The organism is Paenibacillus sp. FSL R10-2796 (genome assembly GCF_037965315.1).
Classification (GTDB): domain Bacteria; phylum Bacillota; class Bacilli; order Paenibacillales; family Paenibacillaceae; genus Paenibacillus_AQ; species Paenibacillus_AQ odorifer.
In genome coordinates this window covers 2,845,481-2,866,519 of record NZ_CP150178.1, presented here as the reverse complement: position 1 = coordinate 2,866,519, position 21,039 = coordinate 2,845,481, and the positions used below count along the sequence as shown (strand labels likewise).

The following is a 21,039-nucleotide window of genomic DNA, read 5'->3' as shown; positions in this document are numbered from 1 at the left end:
AGGTAATTTCATGGCAAGTGGTAGTATAGAAAAGAGAGGAAAAAGCAGTTGGCGTCTTGTTGTTGAAGTAGGAGATTCAGGCGTGAGAGACAAAGAATACAAAACCATCAAAGTGGATGATCCTGCCCTTCTTAGAACCACAAAAAAACTTCAAGACTATCTCGATGATCAACTCCATCAATTCAAAAGAGAAGTCGAATCCGGCACATACATGAAACCTCAAAAGATGAAACTGGATGAATTCTACGAAAACGTGTGGAAACCCAAGTATGCATCAAATTCTAAAAACCTCTCACCTCTTTCTTACAAAACATACCAAACTTATTACGAATCACATATCAAAGAAGCATTAGGAAGCAAAGAATTAGGAGCCATAAAAACTATTCACCTCGTTACTTTTATTGCGGATCTTCATAAACCTGAAGCGCGTAAAGATGGCAAAGAAGGTTGTCTAGAACCAGGAACAATTCAATATATATATCGCGTCTTAAAAAACATTCTCCAACGCGCAACTGAATGGAAGATGATAAAAGAAAACCCGATTATAGGTGTGAAAAAGCCAACAGTAGAACAATCTGAAGGAAATTTTTATGAGGAGGAAGAGGCTAATACTGTCATTTCCACTTTATATCATGAGCCTCGAAAATGGCGCCTCTTCATCTTAGGTGCTTTAGTGGGAGGTTGTCGCCGAGGCGAGCTTGTAGGCCTGGAATGGAAAAGTGTAGATTTGAAGAATCGTACTATGGAGATAGTTAACAGTATCTCTTTAACTGAAGATGGTAAAGCCGTTGAAAAAGGACCAAAGAACAATAGCTCAAAACGAACTATTGCATTACCAGATTGGTATGTGGAGGAGTTAAAACTCCATAGAAGAGATTGGCTTAAAAATATGTGGGAAAAGAAAGAGGCTGGACTTTGGAAAGGTGACGAACGTGAATATGTTTTTCACGGAGGATACGGAAAACCCTTCTATCACTCTTATCCATACCGTTGGTGGACAAGATTTCTCATACGTCACAACTTAAAGAAAATTCGGTTCCATGATTTGCGTCACAGTTGTGCTTCGCTTCTTATTGAAGATGGCGCCCCAATGAAGGCGATTCAAAAACAACTAGGTCATGCTAGAGAACAAACAACCTCAGATATCTACGCTCACGTCACTAAGAAATTAAGTCGAGACACCGCAGATAGATTCAATAAATTCGCTCCCCAAAACCTTCAAAAACAATCCGCGATAGACCAACCTTCGTTTTAATCTTCTGGGGACCAGTTGGGGACGGATTGGGGACGCACTTAACTTTTCGGTGCTTTTATCCACTCGTTTTCACTAGTTGACCAACTCAGCAATCCCAGACATTTCAAGGATTTTTCAGTTCTACACTGTCTCACAATCCATAATAGTTTACATTGACAGGGTAGGGGTCATGGGTTCGAACCCCATCCGTCCTATACTGAAAAAGCCTTATTATATAAGGCTTTTTCTTTTGTTCAGAGATCTATAGGTTGTAAGAAAAAGCAAAGTGGTGCCATTATCGGCACCACTTTTTTTACCCCCTGTAACCGTTTTAGAAATACATCCTTGGATACTTTTATCGTCTTTCCGACCCGCACGATATGAAATTGACCCGAGTTTAATAGTTCATAGGTTTGAAGTTCACCTTACCAAGTATTTGTTGGATTTCCTTCGCTGTGAGTACAGAGGGATAATTAGAAGTAGTCTTATGTGTTTATTCAACCACCTTAACTTCCACTGATCTCGTCATCGCCTTTAACGTGGAACTATACAAGTTCCTTTTTAGATTCCTTAGTTTGCTTTTTGAAGTGTGCTGCTATTTGAATTTTTATTCATAATTGCTCCTCTCAAATTTGGATTTTATAAAAAAATAACGACTGCAGCTAGTGCGATAATTGAAGCAACATATATAGCGGTGCTTTGTGGACTAGCTACACGTTCCATATATCTTTTCCCCTAATGCTATAAGTGTTGCCCACGGTTGCATGATGGTTATCGATTTCATGGTTTTGCCTCATTTCTTCATTGTATTTTCAAATAAATTGAAGCAATGTTAATAATGATTTATTTTCCAACCGATAGTAAAAAGAGAATAAATAATACATAAGGAGAATTTGAAATGGAATATATACTCATTGGTATTGGAATATATGCACTACGTATACTTGTTCCAATTTTTGTTGCTAGAGTTATGTGGAAAAAGAAATCCGAAATATGGAAGATTGTTATTGCTGTCATACTGACAATTTTCCTCCCTTGGTTGGGTTTAATTTATCTCATCATCAATCGTTTGAGGTCACCCGGCATCCCCCGATTATAATATCTGCATTTGTACAACCCCTGACGCTGAGCAACTTGTTTGCGTAATTGTTCTTTCTATACATACTGGTTATTTGTCCTCTCCTTTATATAGGAGAGGGTGGTTAACCCTCTACCTTCTTCAGATATTCAGTCGCAAACCCGCCATTAAAAACCTTCCAGCAACACTACCTCTGATGCAAGTCCCACGGTTCCGATTTCACCGTCCATACCTTGTCCTTGTTTACTTCCTTCCAAGCTTCGTATCATGTATGCATGATTAATTTGTCTTCCGGTTTCAGTCCTGATTTCTTGAACTTTGGTTATTTTTCCATTTCGTTTATCTCTCCTTATTGGCTATGTCCGATTATTGGCGCGTTCTCTCCATGCTAATCTGCGGAAATACTTGCGTCTCTGATCCTTACGGCGGGTTCGTACTAACCTGACCTGCCGAGAGAATTCCTATTCTATCTCCTCGACCTCTGAATTAGATGTGCTATACGGGTATCCTCCGTCCCATCTGCCAACTAGAAGTGAAGGTGTGCCCATATGACCAGTTACGTTGATATTCGGAGGAGAGACATCTATCATCTGTTTTTACACAATCCAATTCTTCGTTCCAAATGCGATGAATCACTCTTCCCCCGCAGCAAGGACACTTATCGCCGCTCACCATGCTGTAGCTACTATATTCCCACCGATCGTACTTGTCGGTTCTTTTAGGGCAAACTCCCGATCATCAGATTCTATAAGAGAGGAGAGCTATTAACCCTCTTTGTCACTGTATATTCCTACTGTGCATCAAATCTCAGTCGAATGAATAGTACGCAGCGGCCTGAATCTTGTAAATATTAACATTTGATTATAAAATCAAACAAAGGCGGTGTTAACAATGAGATTAGTACTGTTCATGTTGGCTGGAATAGGCGCGATTTTCTATCTTTCATTAGGAATCATCATTGTAAAGGTAATCCTTACAAGAAAATTACCAAATAATAATTACACTCCATTTGACTACATCACGGCCCAATCTCCTGTTGAGTTTCACGATGAGAAAAAAGAGATAGAAGAAAATGCAGACCATGGTGATGATAAGGACAAAAACATTATTTCATTATCAAAACGACGACCTTCTCTTCCCTGATGCACAATAGGCTGCTACTTCGTCATGACCTTTGGAGGGACACTCCTACTCCTTGAATGATCTGTATCTTCGTACTGTGACATAAAAAAACTCTTACGTTATAATAGTGTTGAATTAAATATTGAAGGGACTGAACTATGCGCAGATATCGATATCTTAACCCCAAAATAAATAGATAATGGAGGTAATATATTGATTACAGAAATACAAACCGAAAGACTAATATTACGAAAAATGAAATTATCTGACTCTGCTAGTTTGTTTAACATTTGGTCTGATCCAGAGGTTACAAAGTTTATGAATATCAATAGTTTCACTGAGGAAAGCCAAGCAGTAGAAATGATTAAAATTCTTAATAACCTGTCTTTGGAAAACAAAGCTATTCGTTATTCCGTAATTGAGTTAGAATCAAATCGCATAATTGGTTCCTGCGGTTATAATTCTATAGATTCTTCAAATGCTAAAGCAGAGATTGGATATGATATTGGTAAAGATTATTGGGGCAAGGGATATGCTCCTGAGGCCATTCAATCTCTGATGGATTATGCGTTCAATACTTTAAATTTCAACAGGATAGAAGCAAAAGTCGAACCCGAAAACAATAATTCCATAAGAGTTTTGCAAAAGTTAAACTATACATTCGAAGGAACAATGAGAAAGTGCGAAAAGTCCAAAGGAAAGTTTATTGATTTAAGCATTTTCTCAAAATTAGTAACAGAGTAACTTTTAATGAGTGGGCCTACATTTTTATGGTGTAGGCTTTTTATTTACTATATTTTCACGTTGCTCAACTAAATGAATAGTTTGCGTCTACTTCGTCATAGCCTTTGGGAGAGGAGGGTTACTCCTACTCATTTAATGATCTGTATCTTCGTACTGTGTATTAAGTAGAGCAACTGTTATCACATCTTCCAAACGTAGAAGGCTAGACAGACTCTCCTAGCCTCTTTTTTTGAAACCAGTAAATTAACACCTCTTTACCGAAAAGAAATTCACAAAAAATCTCGGCACAGCCGATTCCGGATCGAGCTTAGCCGCCTCTGCTCCCTCTCGGGGGCAAATGTTTGTCTGTGTCATGCCTTTTCGCTCCCTTCCTCAGCCTTCCCCACCGTGCTACTTCAAGACCGTAGTGTTTTTTTTGATAAAAGCGATATGACGATCAATTTTAATATTAGGAAGCCTGTCTTTCAGGTACTCGGGTCCCACGTGGCTAATTGATTCCGGTGGACACCAAAAGGTAAATTCGCACCGTATCCCTTTTTTGTCTCATACTGGATATGACCCCCTATGGTATAATTCAGGAAATTACATCGAGGTGATTTAATGAATCGTAGAACAAAGGTGATTATCTGGATGTTTGTTGGATCGGTAGCTCTATTGATCCTTTATTTCTATGGGCTAAACTATATGTTTCGCTATTCTGCTACTTAGAGGGTGGTTAACCCTCACAATCCAGTGTCTTTTTCATTCTTCAAACTTCTCGCCTGAATAAATGAACTTCGCTAGATCCGATGAGTTATAGGTGAAATAATTCATGCATTTCTCTATTTCCAATCTCGCCTATCCATGCCTGCCTTGATCTGTGCTTGAATATCTTTGACTTGCTTCAACGTTGTAGCCTGATCAACTCTTCGGTTCTGAAGCTTAGTCTGCACTCGTCTGATCTTTGCTTGTAACTCCCTTACTTCCGATCTGTATAAAAAGCCACGTACTCATGCTTGCAATGTTGGCAAGTAAAGTACGTCTTCTATATGGCTCCTGGTAGGTTTGCTGTTTGGAAGCCGTTCACCTCGAATAGTTTAATTACAACCTTCGTTACAAATGGCTGACTGCAAAACAAAAAGAGTCGCTTTTCTGCGGCTCACCTTTTGAATAATTTTTATTTCTTTATCATGCCGCTTAAGCTATTACCTGACTTTGCGAAAAATAGTTTTCCCCATATTAACAAAATTGTCCTCTGTGTCTACAAGAGAAACAAACCTTCTTTGAACCTTTACTAAAAAATCAGGTTTTGTTGACGAAATCGAATTTTATGAAGGTCCAAGAGCTCCTCAACATATATTTCAAATACGTTTTATCTTCGTATTGTTCATCAATTCACTGGATTACTTGGGGCTGTTCAGTTTCCACAAAATATATCATTAACCTTCCTTGTTCCTTGTTCCTCCTTCCAGATAATCTGTTATAAATTCATCGTCGAATCCGCAACGAGTACAAGGTTTTTGCTTTTTTGGCTCATGCTGGTTGCGACTCCTCTTATGAAATAAAACATATGTAACACAATCCTTAAAATGGTAGTATTTGATAAACGCGATTATTACAATACAGTCGAATCAAGCTCATCTGAGATCGTGAAGTAAGGACTTTCAGCTAATACAGTGCCATCAGGCCAAAGCTTACCCAGGCACACATCATGACGCAATAATGGATAGATTTACTTTATTGGTCCCTATTAATCATCTATTTTTTATATGGAGCACTTAATTGACCATCTATTGATTACATTGTATAATACAGGTATATTATGTAAAATAAAGGCAGGTGAGGCCGTTGGATGGAAATATCGATTTAGATTTAGATATAAATCTTCTAGATCTTGATCCAGCCGTAAAAGTTCTTAAAATGATATATTCTTTTGAAAGCTGGCCCAATCTTCTAAAACTAGCAGATACCTTTTTCAACCGAATAACTCAAATTTATAATAATTACACACACAATAATGAACTGGAACTAAAACACCAACGACCTTTAATTTATTATTATGGTTACAGCTTGCTTATGTTGGGACTAGCCCACAAAGAAATCGAAAATTATGATAAAGCTCGAACTTACATTAAAGCTTACAGTGATTTGAGTTGGTTCAAGGGATTAGATGCTGAAGGATTAAATGAGGTAGCCTATTATAAGTACATATCAGAGCCAAATCTCTTAGAAGTAGAAGTGCTTTCCGGAAATATTCAATTCATAGATCGTTATGTTTCTTTCCTTTTATCCAACACTAAAGAAGTTCTACCGGGACTGATAACTTTGTTAAAGACAGCTACTAATTTCAATTTAAACATTGAATCTCATTTAGAACTTTTCTCTAATAGTATTTCAAAATTTGAGGATACCGCTGCTGATGAAATTATAATAAATTCCTACCAAGAAACTTTTTTTATTAATATGATCAGATATAAAACAAAAATTCAAGATTATAATTCAGCTATCAAATATAGTATGAAATTATTAGATTCTGCTGAGGTCACAAACTCTGATAAAATCTTTAAACAAGCAGTAGTATACTTCGAATCATTACGTTCATGTGCTGATGCTACTCAGATTAAAGATTTTGAAGAGAAAATAATAAATTTCAAAGAAAGGGTTGAGTCTCTATGAAAAAGTTTGCCGTCTCTTTATTGTTGGTCCTCACTATCGTCAGCATTGCGCCAGCACTGCCAAGTACCTCACCAGTCGTCTTATTCCACGGAGCAGAACATTAATATCAGAAGTACAGCGCGGGTTAGGAGATTGCTCCTAACCTGTTTTTTATGAAGTGCATTATGTAGTTATTGCAATAACATCCTCCATCTTGAACCAATCCCACTCCTCCTCCGACCAACGGAGTTTAATTCCCTGTTGTTTATCCAGCTTCATCACGATACCTCGTTTTAATATATTCTCCATGGGATCAAACAGAGTGAGTGTAATCGGGCTGTGCTCTTCCATCGAACGATATAACAATATTTCAAAGCGCTCTATCTCCTGTAGATCTAGAGTGGGTTTTTCACGACGTTCCTGCTCATTATTGTCATCTATAATCCGGTTTTTATGTTCGGGCAATATCATTCTGCTACACTCCCATACGTTCTCTAATTTTTTCATCATGAAGCTGCCCTCCTAATAATCCGTCCAGTAGTTCGTTTTACTACCATCTATCCCCCATTGGAGTTCTTGTGGCTCTGACTTTCTCTTTTTAAACCTAGGGTCAATCCTTTCCCAGCCTTCAATAATTCGGGCGCTCTCGGGTGGAGTGTGTGGGGTCCATTCTATATATTTTTCGTTAACTAATTCCCTAAGCCCACTAATGATCTTATCTGGTGTCCGTCCACTCTTGATCTCTAACTCCTGTAGAGTTGGCATATGAGCATGATGCACGGCAGAGTGGCGCATGATCATTAGTAGCTTTCGGGCGGTGTCACTAAGCATAGCGCTTTTTTTGCACAGGCTGCCAAGCAAGAATATTAGCCTCCAGAAATACGCGCGGTGCTCCGGTTGATAAGCAAGTTGCGCGAATATATCCCCCACGAATCCCTTTCACATCAATTTTCCGTTGAGATATCTTACCTGATTTATCTTGATACACTATTTCAATGGTTTGACCGATGCTTATTTGCATAATTACTCACCTTCCAAGGATAAGAACATTTGTTTGTATTATAACCAAACGTACGTTCGTTAATCAATGTAAAAATATCCCGTCAGGCATGAATTATTACATACAAAGTCATCGCTCAGGTTTATAATTTGTTCTATAAGCATTTATTGCATTTCCGCAAACAAACTAAGGAGTATGAGTGTTTTTTATATGTTATAGGGGGAAACGAATATTAGGACCGATGACTGAGGCTGAAGCTATGCGTGAATGGTTTACTCTCTCCGGTACAGTGAAGGAGATTTATATCATTGAGGTAGATGAGAACGATAAGGTAAGACGTCAGATCGGACCCACTAAGAAAAAAAAGAAATAAATATAAAGGGAAAAAACGTAAAAACACCCCGCCGACCCATTAAGGTTGACGAGGCTGTTTTTAATTTTTAAAAAGGAAACTGAGTAAGCGAGACTATTAACAATACAATCCCAACAATCGAGGATAGCACAGCCATTTTATCTTTCGTTTTCAAATACAATGCCGCTCCATTAAATATTAAAGCTCCGCACATCCCCAGCATAGTCCAAGACACTATCACTTGATCCTGGCCGCGGAAAAATGTGATTCCCAGAATGATTGTTGCTGCACTGAATAAAATACCGCACACTCTTAGTACTTTCAGCAAAATGCTCACCTCCGACAAATAAAACACGCTAATCTAATATATTGGTTCCGCCATAAATTATAATTCATAGATTACTATTCCTATATCTGGTAGAATTAATTAGCAATTATTAGCAGATTTAGGGGGATATAAAATTGAACAAAAAAGCTTTTTTATGTATCGTGGCAACTATTGTAATCCTTTCAGGATGTGGTAGTTCCACAACAAATTCAGAGAAAAAAAATACAACGTCTACAGGAGTTATACCGTCCGAAGCAACAGCCAGCCCTTCAGAGCCCACTCCTGAGCCAAAAAAGAAACTTACAGCTTCCGAGAAACTGGCTCTCAACTATGTGGAGATTTTCCTCAATGGTTCAGATATCGAAGCGAAAAAGAAATTCGTATCCGAAAATATACTTCCAGATGTACAACCCATTTTCCAAATGGCTGAATCTACTGAGACACCCGAGAATAATAAACTTAAGAATCCTACAGTAATTGAAACAGCTGATTATAAGGACAAAGATGGCGGAAAAGATAAACTCGTGCTTATCCAAGGTGAGAAGTCTTCCTCCAATAGCGAACTTATCATTTTTATTAAAGATGACAAAGTTGGTTGGGGGTATTCGTCTAATGACAAAGATAAGGATGCATTTAACGAAGTGAGGAAACTTTTCAAGGAACCTGTAATTAATACTTCAGATTCAGGTAATGCAGGTACAACTGAACAGTCTCCTGAAGCGATGCTTAAAGAAATCAGTAATTTTGTCGTTTCAGATATTTGGAATGATGGATTTGTTGATATCAGCTGGTATGCAGGTTCAGGAACTGGCTCTACGGGTGAAACAATAGATATAGATTTTACAATCGAGCAATTAGGAAAAGCTATGATTCAAAAAATGGAATACGATAGTTATATCAGCAACCTTGATGCAAAATATGATTCAATTAAAAGCATCTGGGCTAAGCTCACGGGTGAGATGGATCGTATGTACAAACAAATCCAAGATACGCCTCCTATTGCAAATGATGCAACCACCAAAATAGATACAGGATTATTCACCCAGTACTTGGAAGCCTTTACTGACGAGGTTAACAAATTACCTAATACTTAGATTAAAAAATAACGTCCCTGCCGGCCGCCACGGTTAGCAGGGATTTTGTTCGGCTTTAATGGCTTGCCGCTCAAAATAGTAATCCACCAGAGCATAGATGAAACCAGCAATACCGAAAAAAATAATAGCTGTACTACTATTCAAATGGTATTCCCGTATAAAGCGTTCATCGTACACCTCGTAAAAGAAACCATATCCCGCAATACCACTCAATAAGAATATCATTATGCGGTTTACTAAAGGATTAACTATCTTTCGAATAACCCATGATAAAGGAAGCAGTATAACCGGGTAAAGAAGAACTGAAAAGAGGAACACCAGAAAAATAAAAGCAAACCCAATGTTTTGAAAACCGTAATATTCTGTTGTACTTATTTTAGTTCCTTCCCAAAGCTCCAATCCAAAGGCTGCCAGGGTGAATAAAATCGTCGAAATAAACCATAACATTATAGGCTTAACTGCACGCAAAACAATCCCACCATCTTTATGCTTTTTATACTTACAGCCGATTTTTCAAATCATCATTTCGCACTTGGTTTAGATGGATTACCTTTTTACCTTGCTGAATAATTCTTGCATGTAATCTTCCGTCATGTATTCTCTAAACTCTTTATCTAATAAGTCTATTTCATCTTGATTTATCCATTGGTAGTTAAAAATAGTCCCACAGTCTTCACCTTCTCCTTCTCCAGTGAAGCTCCACTTTTCAGGTAATCTCGTTTCTGGAATTAGAAGGTAGTCATGTCTTTCGACATTCGCATCTATAAAATCCTTATAATAATATTGTGTGCCTATTTTCTTTACTAATTTAAATTGTTTAAGTCCACTTTCTTCTTGAATTTCCCTGAATAACGCTTCTTCTTCTGTTTCCCCGGCATCGACATTTCCACCTACTAATCTAAAGGGTACTTCTGGTTCATTAAGATAGACTAATAAAGTCTTTTCTCCAACTTCATTGTCTTGCAAAATAAATCCGTATACCTTCTTTCTAATCGGTTTTCCTATCTTCATCGTGACACCTCATATCTTCAACATCTCTTCTGGGACTAAGTGGCTCTACTAATATTGTTTTTCGATCTCCACACTATTTTTTTGTGCCCATTTATTTAATAGTGTAAAAATATCTTTTGCTTCATCCTTATTTACCTGTATCGTAATTATTTTTTTCTTTTTTCGAGCCGGAATTATATGAAAAAATATTGAAATAGGATTATGAATCACAATTTTTTTCAAGGAACCACACGTAATATTTGTTTCACCAATTACTACACTATCATCTAGTACTTCAAGTTTATGCTTTTCCTTTTGACTTTTTAACGAAATAAATAGAAAAGGAAAAACTGGCAGGACAAAAAATAAATAATAATAAACACTAAGATCAAAAAACACATTCAAACCTACGTATAAAGCATTGGCTAATAAACAATATGAAGTTAAATAAGGATATTTTTTACTATGAGGAAAAGTTACCAGCATTCTATTGCTATTATTTGTGTCCAACATACTTACACCTCTATTCATCACCTTAATTATTTCACTTTGGATAATTATATCATTAATTCCCATATATTATAGTTATGATTTCCCTTTGGAAGGGTTAATTGTCTTTGTAATATGGGTAATCCATCTTCACTTAGTCTGAATCCATGTTATAAAATCAGTATCGAATCTAAGTTTTCGAGTGGATAACCCTCCAGGGATAAATATCAAATCATAGGCTGACAGATCAGGGGAAACCTGGTTTATTTTCAACGTCAATCCTCGATCATCCGTGACTTCTTCCTTGTTGGAACAAAAATCCCACGATACATTTTCTATCGCCTTTAGAACTCCCATCCGGGTAACCGCATCGTAAAAACCAACAAAATCTAACGTGGTCATCCCATCAAATAGAATATAAGCCATCCTCATCATTTTCATTCTACACACTCCTTCGATACTTTTCGGCGAAATTCATTGGGGGTGATCCCGTATTCATTTTTAAAAACACGATAGAAAGAACGCAAACTGTTGAATCCGGAATCAAACGCGATATCCGTGACCGGATGGGTAGTGGATAACAGCAGCATATGAGCAAAGGCTACCCGTTGGCCATTGATGTAATCACGAAATGAAATGTGAAACTGCTCAGAAAAGATTCGGGAAATGATAAATTTACTAATGCCAAGCTCTCTTGAAAGCGTATTCAGATTTATGTGATCTAAAAAATGCATGTCGATGTAAGCTAGGATTTTGGGGACGAGATCCATTTCTTTTTTGTAGTCTACTTTTTTCATTAGCAGTAACGGCAGCGCGTGCCCTAATACTACAGAGGTATAAGCCTTGAGCAGACGAACATCACATTGTTCTTTATATAGTTTATACAAGGTTGCCAACAGATCTTGAAGCACCTTTTGTTTCGAAACTATAGGGTTATCCGGAACATGATTAAGCAAATCCCCCGCAAAATCCCCCGGAAAAGTGGCGTCAAAAAAGAACAGCAGGATCTGGCTTTTCTCTAGGGTTTTGTAGCTGTGAGGTTGATTGGAGAAAATAATCGCTATGTCTCCTTCAGACAAATCATACTCTTTTCCATTGATGTTGATATTGATTTTGCCGGACAAAACCATTGTTATCTCTACATTTTTGTGTAGATGAAGAGGATAAGTGTTATTGGTAGAAATAAAGGAGTGAAACGCCTGGTCACGATGCTGATATTTAATATTCATGTTTTTCTCCCTATCGTCATGGAATGCCAAGCACTATAGCTGCTGTAATACTAAGAACATAATATGAATTTGTTCGTTTACGCAAGAACCAAAGAGCAATAGTTGGCACAAAAAAAGATTTTTTTGGCAGGTAAATACGCCCTAAAAGTTTTAAAGTATTACCAGTAAGCTGCTTGTCGCAGACCAGTAACATTTCACTGAGAGGAGGAAGTATAACAGGAACAGCATTCAGCGATAAGACTGTATCCATGTTATACGTCAAAAAGATGAAATGGAAGAGTAAAAAATCAGGTAAGGTTATAGGTGTCTTATTGAGTTTTTCGGTAGCGTTTTCATTTTTAGGAGGTCACACACTTGCAGCTTCAGGGCAGGCAGACGGAGACAAAAGTTTTGCGGGTGCCTCTATTCTTGCTTTTCCTGGCGCGGAAGGTGGCGGCGCCTATACAAGCGGTGGTCGAGGGGGCGATGTATACATCGTAACTACCCTTGAAGATTACGCTGTAAAAGACAAACCGATTGCAGGGTCCCTTCGCTATGGAATTTTATCTACGCCTAAAGAGGGTCGTACCATTGTTTTTCATGTTTCCGGAACGATTGAACTGAAGAGCACGTTAAGTCTCAATAATATTAAAAACCTGACCATCGCTGGGCAAACCGCTCCAGGCAACGGAATTACCATTGCAGGTTGGGATACCAATATCAGCAATTCAGAGAATATCATTATTCGGTACACCGCTTTCCGTCCGGGTGCCACTAATGTGTATAATGGCAGTGATTCAATGGATGCGCTTTGGGGGAGAGACAACAACTACTTCCTCATTGACCATTGTTCCTTCAGTTGGAACACAGATGAAACTCTATCTTTATATAGAGGCGAAAATGGCACGATCCAGTGGTCCATTATTTCCGAAAGTCTGACTCTATCCGGGCATTCCAAAGGAAGACATGGCTACGGCGGTATTTCAGGCGGAGACAAAACAACATTCCATCACAATCTGTATGCGAACCATACCTCGCGAAATCCAAGACTAGGCGGCGGTTACGCAGGTGCTGCAGATGCTGATCATGTGGCGGTTGTTCAGTTCTCGAACAATGTAATTTACAATTGGGGCTTTAACGGCACTTATGGCGGAGGGTTTACTTTTACTAACTTTATGAACAATATCGAAATTGCCGGCCCAGGTACAAGAGATAATGTAACTAACCGAGTGATTGATGCCGGTGAAGCTACCAAGCTGGGCGGTTTCTATATTGCTGGAAACAGAATTAACGGTAAGCTCACAGGCTTACTGAATGATTCTTCAGATTATGTGAAATTTTCTGGCGTACAGAGTGGTGAGCAAAAGACGACCCTTGCAGCCACACCATATCTTTCCGCGGACAGTACTGGAGTTAACCATGGTATTACCAATAAAGCATTTGATAATTATGTTAAGTCCGGCGTAAAGCAAGCGAATGAATCACTATTAAAAAGCATTCTGCAACAAGCGGGCGCTACCTATCCACGTCGCGATGCTATCGATGCAAGAATTGTGGCAGAAGTCGAGCAGAACTCGGGAAGATATATCAACACTGAACATGAAGTCGGGGGTTACATTTCAGACTTTGGCGTCATTGAGGCACAATATGATAAGCAATTTGACACTAATAAAAACGGAATAGACGACAAGTGGGAAAAGAAAAATAAAATCTGGGGCAGCAAGGATGCATACAAAACGGTTACTAAAAATGGTTACACCTGGCTTGAGCTTTATATTAACGGCCTAGTTGATATGAAACACGTCGCCGAAAACCCTGATGCTAAGCTTTTAGCGCCAGAAAACAATGCACAATTTGTTACCGGGAAAGAGGTCGAAGTTAAAATCAATGCTTCCCCTAGATCCGGAAACAAAATAAAAAAAGTTGCTGTATATAATGGTTCTAAATATCTTGGGGAAGCAGTCAAAAAAGGCAACACATACACATATACCCTCAAGAATTTAACGGATGCTTCATACTATATTTCTGCAAGAGTGACCGATACCCAAGGAAATGAGACGCAGACCACAGCCACTAACATCCATATCAATGCTGCTACCTCTTCCCTGGCTGGAAAGGGTTGGACTACAGCAGATATCGGTGATCCGAACATTAAGGGTTCCGGAAGTATGACAAATGATGTGCTTACCGTTAAAGGCAACGGAAAGCTTGGAAAAAGTGAAGGTGGCACAGAACGATCCGAAGCAAACAATGCAACCAAAGATGACTTCCACTTCGTGTATAAAGAAATGAACGGAGATATGGAATTTACCGCGAAGCTCGAAGAAATCGGGGCCGTTGACAACCATGCCTTCACCGGGCTAATGATCCGCGATGACTTGAATAAAGACAGTGCCGCGGCGGCCCTTGGTATCTCCTATGTGAAGTTGTCCAAAGAAACCAGCTGGTCATCTTATCTGACGGGCAGAAATATTAAGGGCGGAGGATTTGATGAATTAACTGAAACTTTAGACAGCGTATCTGCTGCTGAAAAAGCTGGCATTCAACTTGTTTCAGATGTTCCATTTAAAATTAATGGTGTGGAGCAAGGGTATTGGCTCAAGCTTGGCCGTAAGGGAGATGTTTTCTATGCTTACGGATCAACGGACGGAAAAGACTGGAAGCTAATTGGCGAGCGAACTATTGTTATGGAGGGTTCGGTATATGTCGGATTCGCCGTTGACAGCAATGATGTCGCCAATAAGATTGAGCAACTGAACTATGCTAAGTTCTCTAACCTTACTGTGGAGAATACATTCACTCCAATAGGTGACTCAGCGATAAATAAATAGCGTCTGTTCATCTCCACAGTTCCAAAAAGACGGAAGCCAGTAAAGCGGCTTCCGTCCTTTTATTGCTATCCAATTGGACCAGCACAATAAATTGCCTAATTCACTGTTCACTATGGCTTTAAAGTTTTTTCTTTAACATTACTTCATCATCCTTAACATACCCGTTCAATTCATACGCTTTAATGGCTACACGATTATCTTCTCCTGTTAAAATCTTAACTGTTTTGACTCCACGAGAATAAAGCTGACTTTCCAGAAAAGAAATTAGTGCAGTAGCGACACCATTTCTACGAGCTGACTCTTTTACATACATTTCAGTAATTTCACCATATGCTTCATTATAACAAAATGATTTCAGACTTTGAGCACAGCCAAAACCAACCACTTCATCCCTTAAAGTAGCCACGGCCACCACTTCATTATTGCTGTTCAAACACTTGATGATCTCCGGCACAGGACGTTTTACTCCACCATTGAACTCATGATTTAATCTAGACAAAACATCCGCGTCACATATCGTTGCTAGCCTAACATTTGGAAGCATTCTCTTCCCCCTCTACAACGTTCCCTTTTCAAGAACATACTCTTCATTGGAATTTTTTAAAACGATATCAAATTTATGATGATAAGAATGCATAAACAACTCATATTGCATCCTGCGCTGTTCATGGGATTTTCTTAAATAATTAATATCTGTTCCTCTTTCAGAAACATCACGTATACTCCTTCTCATCAACTCAGTTTCTCCATCCGTGTATAAGTAGATTTTCAGATCATACAAATCCGGATCAGTAAAGGCAACGCTCATGCCTTCTACAATATTTACCTTGTTTTGTGAAGATATGAACATACTTTTTGTATAGTCTGTGCCAATTGTGTAAAAATCCAACCCATCCCTCAACATATGAATGTCTCTCTCTAAAGCAAATATATGATGAGCAGCAGGATGACAAGCTGTCACTTTATCGTGATAATGTACATTCTTATATTCATAGTCGATAGAAGTGTATTTTCTAAGACTAGATTCAACAATATAGGGGTCTGTATTAATATAATTCACATCATCCTGTTGCAAAAGCTTTAAAAGATTATGAGCAAACGTTGTTTTTCCAGATGCACCATGACCCGAAATCCCAATGATGAATCTATTAGCCTCACCGCTAATCAAATTAGCTATCTTATGTAACACCTTGTCCATATTATTAGCCCCTCTCCCTACTCGATCCTATGTATTCCTTACTCCGCTATGGTTTAGCACATTAAAATCAATGGTGCATTTTATATAAAGAAACTTAATAGAAAGGGGTAGATCTTCCATGGCTACTCGTCAGCCAGATTTAGTATTGATCAGTTGGAGCAGAAATCCTTTGGTTGCTGGATCAGCACGTAGGATTATTGCCGCCCGTGTTATTGGAAATGCCGTGCCGTGCTGACCTAGCTTGAGACCCAACGGATTGCTTAACACCGCTTTGGCTTGCTTATTAGACAACGATGTTGGTTTTAAAGTGGTCTTTCGTAAAAAAACTTCAAGCATTAGCGGATATATTTTGTTACAACGTAATTAATAGGTTTAGGGGGCAGTGAAAATTGCTGCTCTCTTTTTCCTGTGTATCTCATTGCACTTAAACCAATCAATCCTAGAAAATGGTGTATATAATTTATTAGAAACTGAATCTGATTGAAAATGGGTGAGTCCATGAAATTACAAGCTGTGAAAAAAAGCTATGATTTAATAGTAAGCTTAGGGATGTCTTGTGCTCCTGCTATAAATCTGCAAAGAAATAGCTTGAGGAAATTCTCCATGCCGCTCGACTGGATGGTTTCTTATTCATTGGCTGATGTAAATAGACTTTATAAGAATAGATTTCAAAATTTCATGGAATTAATAAATCTGCAAATTCTTGATGAAACACATTTTTTTCTGGAGGATGGATTACCAGTCTATCCTAATGGGAATAAAAATGCACTAGTGAAATCCTATTTTATTCAGGATACTTTATATAACATTATCTCAGTTCATGATTTTCCAATCCACCAAGGTAAACACTGGTCTATAACCTATCCTTCGTATAAAGCGAAGCTGGAATTACGAATTAATAGATTTTGGGACAAGTTAATCCACAGTAAAAAAACTTTATTCATTAGATGGTTTGCCTCATATGAACAGGCTGTAGAGCTACAGTCAATTTTGTCTGATTTATTAAAACCGAACGAATTTATTATTCTTATTCTTATTCCCGTTCGTGAATCAATCTCGGTACAAGAATTAAATTGGAACATAAGTGATATTTGTGTGTTAGAAGTTCCTGAGGATATGAACGATTATGATAGCTGGGATTATATTTTGAAAGACATACACGTAACTAATAACTAATTTCGCTTTGATCGATCATATGATTAATTATTTCCTCTGTTGCAAAAACATATGGATACAAATACAGCCTACTGATGCTGACCAATAAAGAAATAGGGTTACTAATTCCAAAATCGTATTGACTCCCATGCGCTGCTGGATTTGCGGGTTCAGGCTCTACAAGATCATACTTCTCCATCAGCCTTTCCTTGGTTCCACTATCTACTACTGTTCCGTTTCCTTTATCCGCAAGGACAGATCCCGATTGAAAACACGCCATGAATAAGACACAGCAAATGGTGAGGATCGCTAGTTTCTTTTTTCGCATCATACATCTCCTAATTCTTTCTGGGTCTCCCCTATAACTTAGAGCCGTTCAAATTATTTCTTGGGTAATCGCAGGAAAACTATATATTCGACAATCTTGATCAGTATAGATCATATTCCATGAAAATAATGGGAGAAAAAGTCTCGAATTCTATAATACTCCTTTCTATATATAAAAACAAAAGCACCCCACAGCTAAAATTAGCAGGGTACTTTTGGATGCTTCGCCGTATTTACAATATCAACATTCCGCTGAGCGGTTTATGGAGTTGGAGTTCCGCCGTTCGCATTCAGTGTTTCGCCACTGATATAGCTAGATTCCTGGCTAGCCAGGAATACATATGCCGGAGCCATCTCCGCAGGCTGTCCCGGACGACCTAGTGGTGTGCTCGACCCGAACTCCTTCAGCACTTCCTCCGGTTGCCCACCCACAACTTGAAGAGGTGTCCATACGGGACCAGGTGCTACTACATTGACGCGAATCCCCTTATCAGCTACTTGCTGAGCGAGAGACTTACTGAATGTATTAATAGCAGCCTTGGTGGTCGCGTAGTCCAAAAGGATGGGTGAGGGATTATAAGCTTGAATAGAAGAAGTGTTAATAATGGTGCTGCCCGGTTGCATATGCTTCACCGCAGCTTTGCACAGCCAGAACATAGCATACACGTTCGTCTTAAATGTGTCGTCAAAATGCTTCGTAGTGAGATCAGCGATGTCTGGAACGAATTGCTGTTTGCCCGCGATATTGGCTAAAATATCAATTCCACCTAGCTCTTTAACCGCAGTATCGACGAGTTGTTCGCAGTATGTCTCATCCTTCAGATCGCCTGGAATGGCGATTGCAGTACGACCCGTTTCCTGCACTAGCTTGACCACCTGCTTTGCATCTTCCTCTTCCTCGGGCATATAAGATAGAACAATATCTGCCCCCTCACGAGCAAAAGCAATAGCAACAGCACGGCCTATACCGCTGTCGGCTCCCGTAACTAACGCTTTACGTCCGGTCAGACGCCCAGTTCCTTTATAGGTATCTTCTCCTGTATCAGGTACTGGATTCATTTTCTTCTGCAGACCCGGCTCCTCTTGTTGCTGCTGAAATTCCGGTCCAGCCTTAGTGTACTGAGTGGTAGGATCTTGCATCGTATATTGGTTAGACATCGATCAATTCCTCCTTTATTTTTAGAAATACATTTCTATATTTTCCGAACTCTTTGTTATGTAAACACAACAAGCACGCCTCTAAACATTCACCTTCAATAACATAGCCTTGAATAGTGCCGCAAAAATACCCCAACCACCTGTCAAGGTGGCTAGGGTATCCCCCGCCTAAAAATAAATATATGGAAGCTCACTTGTTAGTTAGGGAACGCTCCGTATAGTCTGGCGTATACATTAGATAAAGGAGTGATAAATCATGGGCTTTTTTATATTCCTCTTTGTACTATTAGCATTGCTTAATATCTTCTTTCCTCATTTGGGATGGTACATGCGCTATGGCTGGATGATGAAAGGTGATGTAGAACCCAGTGATGCCTATTTATTAATGACTCGCATCAGCAGTATAGTGGCACTTATTATCCTCTTTTTTATCTGGACTAGTTTCTGACTTACCCTAACGCTCTTAACACATCTTCAATCTTGCGCTGATGCGACAATACCCCATAATTCATCCAGGCCATAAAATCCACCTCATATACACAACGATTACGAACAGCGGGCAGATTGCGCCAAAGCGGTGTATCCAACAGCTCCCGTCCTTCTCCTTCCTGTCGATCAAAGGTAATGAACAAATGATCTGCAGTGAGGCTCGCAAGCTCTTCTCTTGTTAGGCTCACCCGCTTCTGTCCACGAGTCAACTTCGGAACCAAGGCATGGGGCTGCAAACCTAAATCATGATGGAGTACGCTACCTGTATAACCCAATTGCCCGCATCCGTAGAGATTGATTCCGTAGGAAGATATTCTAAGGCATGCTACAGTCTGCCCTTGGACAGAACGGTTTAGCTCTCGTCTAGCTTGCTGCGCCCGATGCTCATAATTGCCGATCACTTCCTGGACACGATCCGTTCTGCCAAAGACGGCTGCTGCGGAAAATAACGTGGCCCGCCAATCCTCTTGATGAAAAGGCAGCTTGAACAACGGAGCAATTTGGCTGCACTCATCCAGGTGCCAACGCTGAAAGCCATCATCCAGCAGGATCAGTTCGGGCATGTACTGGGAGAGCTCCTGCCAATCGCCAGTCGAAATATCAACCGCAGGCACATCGAGGAGGGACAGATACTCTTGCTTCCCCCACTGAGCGTGAGAATATTGCGCCACTGGTGTAATATCCAGAGCCAGCAGGTAGTCTTCCAGAAAAGGAGCGAACACCCGCAGCCCTTCCTGATGGAAGCTTCTGTATTGGCCGGGCGTAACGCCCACCGATCTTTTGAAACGCCGGTTAAAATAATACTCATTGCTATACCCTACAGATAACGCGATATCATGCATACGGTCATTCGTAAGCAGCAACTGCTGCTGCGCCCTTTCAATACGAAGTCCGTTCAAATGCTCTAAGGGAATCCGCCCTGTCACTTCTTTAAAAATCTGTGTGTAGCGTGCACGTGTAATGCCTGCCACTTCAGCTAATTGATCGACGGTTATGGCGTGATTGTAGTGTTCCTGCATATAGCGGATGGAACGCTGTACCGCCTCATGGGCTCCTTTCATCTGGATGACAGAGGAATTTGCCCGCATGATCAGCAGCAGTAACTCTTGAAAGCGGGTATGGCCTGCGAACCATTCAATCTCTTCCGTACTTCTGCGACTATGATAGATAGCCTCCAGCAGTAATGCACATTGTGAAAAAGGTCTGCAGCTTAGCGGGCCGGACTGGAGAATTCCTTCTTTAGTCCCCTTTTCCATTCCACTCTGCCTGCTTCCCCCCGTTTCGATGACTTCAAACGTAAGCCTATAGAAGCTAAGTCCTCGCTCCTCGGCATTGATTTTGCTTATTAGCCCAGGTTCGAACAAGAACCCGACACCTTTTTCCAGAGGAAAACGCTTCTCCTCGGCTTCTAACCATCCCTGTCCTTCCGATACAATGATCAGGGTATGATTTTGAAACACTAAGGTCTGTCCGTTCACCGATAAGGATTGGGCTTCTATGTTAATCAAGCTATAGAATAGCCTCTTTTTATTGCTGTCTTGTAAATCTTCTGCCATTCTAGCGCCCTCCAATTGAGAACCATTTTCATTCACTTTACTATAGTTTAGA

The 21,039-nt window shown here is 39.6% G+C and carries 22 protein-coding genes; 8 read left to right on the top strand and 14 right to left on the bottom strand.

What is annotated here, in order from left to right; all coding sequences use genetic code 11:
• Window positions 1–10: 10 nt before the first annotated feature.
• The 4 genes from NST58_RS12755 (at window position 11) to NST58_RS12740 (ending at window position 6,833) form a co-directional block, all read left to right on the top strand.
• Window positions 11–1,255: a site-specific integrase gene (locus NST58_RS12755; protein WP_339248067.1), complete on the top strand. Its 1,245-nt coding sequence runs from the start codon at window positions 11–13 to the stop codon at window positions 1,253–1,255.
• 1,948 nt (window positions 1,256–3,203) lie between these two features.
• The gene (locus NST58_RS12750) at window positions 3,204–3,455 is read left to right on the top strand and encodes a DUF3951 domain-containing protein (protein ID WP_076219399.1); all 252 of its coding nucleotides are present in this window, start codon (window positions 3,204–3,206) and stop codon (window positions 3,453–3,455) included.
• Window positions 3,456–3,647: 192 nt separating this feature from the next.
• On the top strand, window positions 3,648–4,178 hold the full coding sequence (locus tag NST58_RS12745) for a GNAT family protein (protein ID WP_076219398.1): 531 nt from the start codon (window positions 3,648–3,650) through the stop codon (window positions 4,176–4,178).
• Between the two features lie 1,827 nt (window positions 4,179–6,005).
• Entirely contained in the window at window positions 6,006–6,833 is an 828-nt protein-coding gene (locus tag NST58_RS12740) for a hypothetical protein (RefSeq protein WP_339248063.1), read from the top strand.
• A gap of 162 nt (window positions 6,834–6,995) precedes the next feature.
• Here the strand turns inward: NST58_RS12740 and NST58_RS12735 are convergent, their stop codons facing one another.
• The 4 genes from NST58_RS12735 to NST58_RS12720 all read right to left on the bottom strand — a co-directional run bounded on the left by NST58_RS12735 (window position 6,996) and on the right by NST58_RS12720 (window position 8,492).
• Window positions 6,996–7,322, bottom strand: coding sequence for a YolD-like family protein (locus tag NST58_RS12735; protein ID WP_076279830.1), 327 nt, complete (start codon window positions 7,320–7,322; stop codon window positions 6,996–6,998).
• Window positions 7,323–7,334: 12 nt separating this feature from the next.
• Complete coding sequence (locus tag NST58_RS12730) at window positions 7,335–7,673, bottom strand: hypothetical protein (protein ID WP_076130556.1); 339 nt, start codon at window positions 7,671–7,673, stop codon at window positions 7,335–7,337.
• Entirely contained in the window at window positions 7,636–7,833 is a 198-nt protein-coding gene (locus tag NST58_RS12725) for a hypothetical protein (RefSeq protein ID WP_282579736.1), read from the bottom strand. Before NST58_RS12725 ends, NST58_RS12730 begins: the two co-directional genes overlap by 38 nt.
• Window positions 7,834–8,252: 419 nt before the next feature.
• On the bottom strand, window positions 8,253–8,492 hold the full coding sequence (locus NST58_RS12720; protein WP_076189823.1) for a hypothetical protein: 240 nt from the start codon (window positions 8,490–8,492) through the stop codon (window positions 8,253–8,255).
• A 134-nt stretch (window positions 8,493–8,626) separates the two neighbouring features.
• Here NST58_RS12720 and NST58_RS12715 point away from each other — a divergent pair, with 134 nt between their 5' ends.
• Complete coding sequence (locus tag NST58_RS12715) at window positions 8,627–9,586, top strand: hypothetical protein (protein WP_081383512.1); 960 nt, start codon at window positions 8,627–8,629, stop codon at window positions 9,584–9,586.
• 33 nt (window positions 9,587–9,619) lie between these two features.
• Here NST58_RS12715 and NST58_RS12710 read toward each other — a convergent pair whose 3' ends face one another.
• The 5 genes from NST58_RS12710 to NST58_RS12690 form a co-directional block, all read right to left on the bottom strand.
• Window positions 9,620–10,054: a hypothetical protein gene (locus tag NST58_RS12710; RefSeq protein WP_081383513.1), complete on the bottom strand. Its 435-nt coding sequence runs from the start codon at window positions 10,052–10,054 to the stop codon at window positions 9,620–9,622.
• Window positions 10,055–10,132: 78 nt separating this feature from the next.
• Entirely contained in the window at window positions 10,133–10,597 is a 465-nt protein-coding gene (locus NST58_RS12705; protein ID WP_076183322.1) for an NUDIX domain-containing protein, read from the bottom strand.
• A 48-nt stretch (window positions 10,598–10,645) separates the two neighbouring features.
• Window positions 10,646–11,089, bottom strand: coding sequence for a hypothetical protein (locus NST58_RS12700; protein ID WP_339173492.1), 444 nt, complete (start codon window positions 11,087–11,089; stop codon window positions 10,646–10,648).
• 126 nt (window positions 11,090–11,215) lie between these two features.
• Entirely contained in the window at window positions 11,216–11,506 is a 291-nt protein-coding gene (locus NST58_RS12695) for a DJ-1/PfpI family protein (protein WP_248548057.1), read from the bottom strand.
• On the bottom strand, window positions 11,503–12,294 hold the full coding sequence (locus NST58_RS12690; RefSeq protein ID WP_076141723.1) for an AraC family transcriptional regulator: 792 nt from the start codon (window positions 12,292–12,294) through the stop codon (window positions 11,503–11,505). Before NST58_RS12690 ends, NST58_RS12695 begins: the two co-directional genes overlap by 4 nt.
• A 248-nt stretch (window positions 12,295–12,542) precedes the next feature.
• On the opposite strand from NST58_RS12690, the gene NST58_RS12685 reads away from it, so the two are divergent.
• The gene (locus tag NST58_RS12685; protein ID WP_339248056.1) at window positions 12,543–15,104 is read left to right on the top strand and encodes an Ig-like domain-containing protein; all 2,562 of its coding nucleotides are present in this window, start codon (window positions 12,543–12,545) and stop codon (window positions 15,102–15,104) included.
• A gap of 118 nt (window positions 15,105–15,222) precedes the next feature.
• Here the strand turns inward: NST58_RS12685 and NST58_RS12680 are convergent, their stop codons facing one another.
• Together NST58_RS12680 and NST58_RS12675 are read right to left on the bottom strand one after the other, a co-directional pair.
• Window positions 15,223–15,648, bottom strand: coding sequence for a GNAT family N-acetyltransferase (locus NST58_RS12680; protein WP_339248054.1), 426 nt, complete (start codon window positions 15,646–15,648; stop codon window positions 15,223–15,225).
• A gap of 12 nt (window positions 15,649–15,660) precedes the next feature.
• Complete coding sequence (locus NST58_RS12675; protein WP_076305226.1) at window positions 15,661–16,302, bottom strand: phosphoribulokinase; 642 nt, start codon at window positions 16,300–16,302, stop codon at window positions 15,661–15,663.
• Window positions 16,303–16,800: 498 nt separating this feature from the next.
• Between NST58_RS12675 and NST58_RS12670 the strand changes: the two genes are divergently transcribed.
• Window positions 16,801–17,478, top strand: coding sequence for a DUF1796 family putative cysteine peptidase (locus NST58_RS12670; RefSeq protein WP_076189817.1), 678 nt, complete (start codon window positions 16,801–16,803; stop codon window positions 17,476–17,478).
• Here the strand turns inward: NST58_RS12670 and NST58_RS12665 are convergent.
• On the bottom strand, window positions 17,468–17,785 hold the full coding sequence (locus NST58_RS12665; protein ID WP_076310549.1) for a hypothetical protein: 318 nt from the start codon (window positions 17,783–17,785) through the stop codon (window positions 17,468–17,470). The two genes, NST58_RS12670 and NST58_RS12665, sit on opposite strands and share 11 nt — an antisense overlap.
• A gap of 260 nt (window positions 17,786–18,045) precedes the next feature.
• A complete protein-coding gene (locus NST58_RS12660) occupies window positions 18,046–18,942 on the bottom strand; it encodes an SDR family oxidoreductase (RefSeq protein ID WP_339248049.1) in 897 nt (298 codons plus the stop codon).
• Window positions 18,943–19,198: 256 nt separating this feature from the next.
• On the opposite strand from NST58_RS12660, the gene NST58_RS12655 reads away from it, so the two are divergent.
• A complete protein-coding gene (locus tag NST58_RS12655; protein WP_076130567.1) occupies window positions 19,199–19,390 on the top strand; it encodes a DUF6199 family natural product biosynthesis protein in 192 nt (63 codons plus the stop codon).
• Between the two features lies 1 nt (window position 19,391).
• On the opposite strand, the gene NST58_RS12650 is transcribed toward NST58_RS12655, so the two are convergent.
• Window positions 19,392–20,987, bottom strand: a complete 1,596-nt coding sequence (locus NST58_RS12650) for a helix-turn-helix domain-containing protein (protein ID WP_248548051.1) — start codon at window positions 20,985–20,987, stop codon at window positions 19,392–19,394.
• Between the last annotated feature and the right edge of the window lie 52 nt (window positions 20,988–21,039).